The 388-nt window shown below is 29.1% G+C and carries 1 pseudogene; it reads right to left on the bottom strand.

Annotated elements, in window-relative coordinates:
• A pseudogene (locus tag HMPREF3029_RS09490) lies at window positions 1-283 on the bottom strand (hypothetical protein); the annotation flags it as partial.
• Between the last annotated feature and the right edge of the window lie 105 nt (window positions 284-388).

Here is a 388-nt window from a genome sequence, read left to right as displayed (position 1 = left end):
CTTTCGCAAACTTAAACATCAGTAGTCCGAGTCCAACAAGGACAACACCTGACAGTAACGTAATTAGTAGAGAATGCTGAAACACAATACCTAAAATATTTTTAAGCTCTATAAAAAATATATTTATAAAATCAAATACGTTTTTAATCTTTTCCCCGGAAATATCTTGTTTATTTGTAATACTTTTAAAGTTAATTAATATAAACAATCCTTGTATAAGAAAAAATACGCCAAGTAGCGTACAAACAATTGTTTCTTTGTGGTCATTAAATCGTTTATACATGACTTCACCTCTTTAAGTATTATACAGAAAAGAGTCATGTAAATCATCAAATAAAAAGACGAGCTATTGCTCGTCTCAGATTGTAGACGAACCTTTTTTTCAAAT

The organism is Nosocomiicoccus sp. HMSC059G07 (assembly GCF_001815515.1).
In the GTDB taxonomy this organism is placed as follows: domain Bacteria; phylum Bacillota; class Bacilli; order Staphylococcales; family Salinicoccaceae; genus Nosocomiicoccus; species Nosocomiicoccus ampullae_A.
The sequence above is the reverse complement of the archived record's forward strand: the minus strand, read 5'-3'. Positions and strand labels throughout refer to the sequence as shown.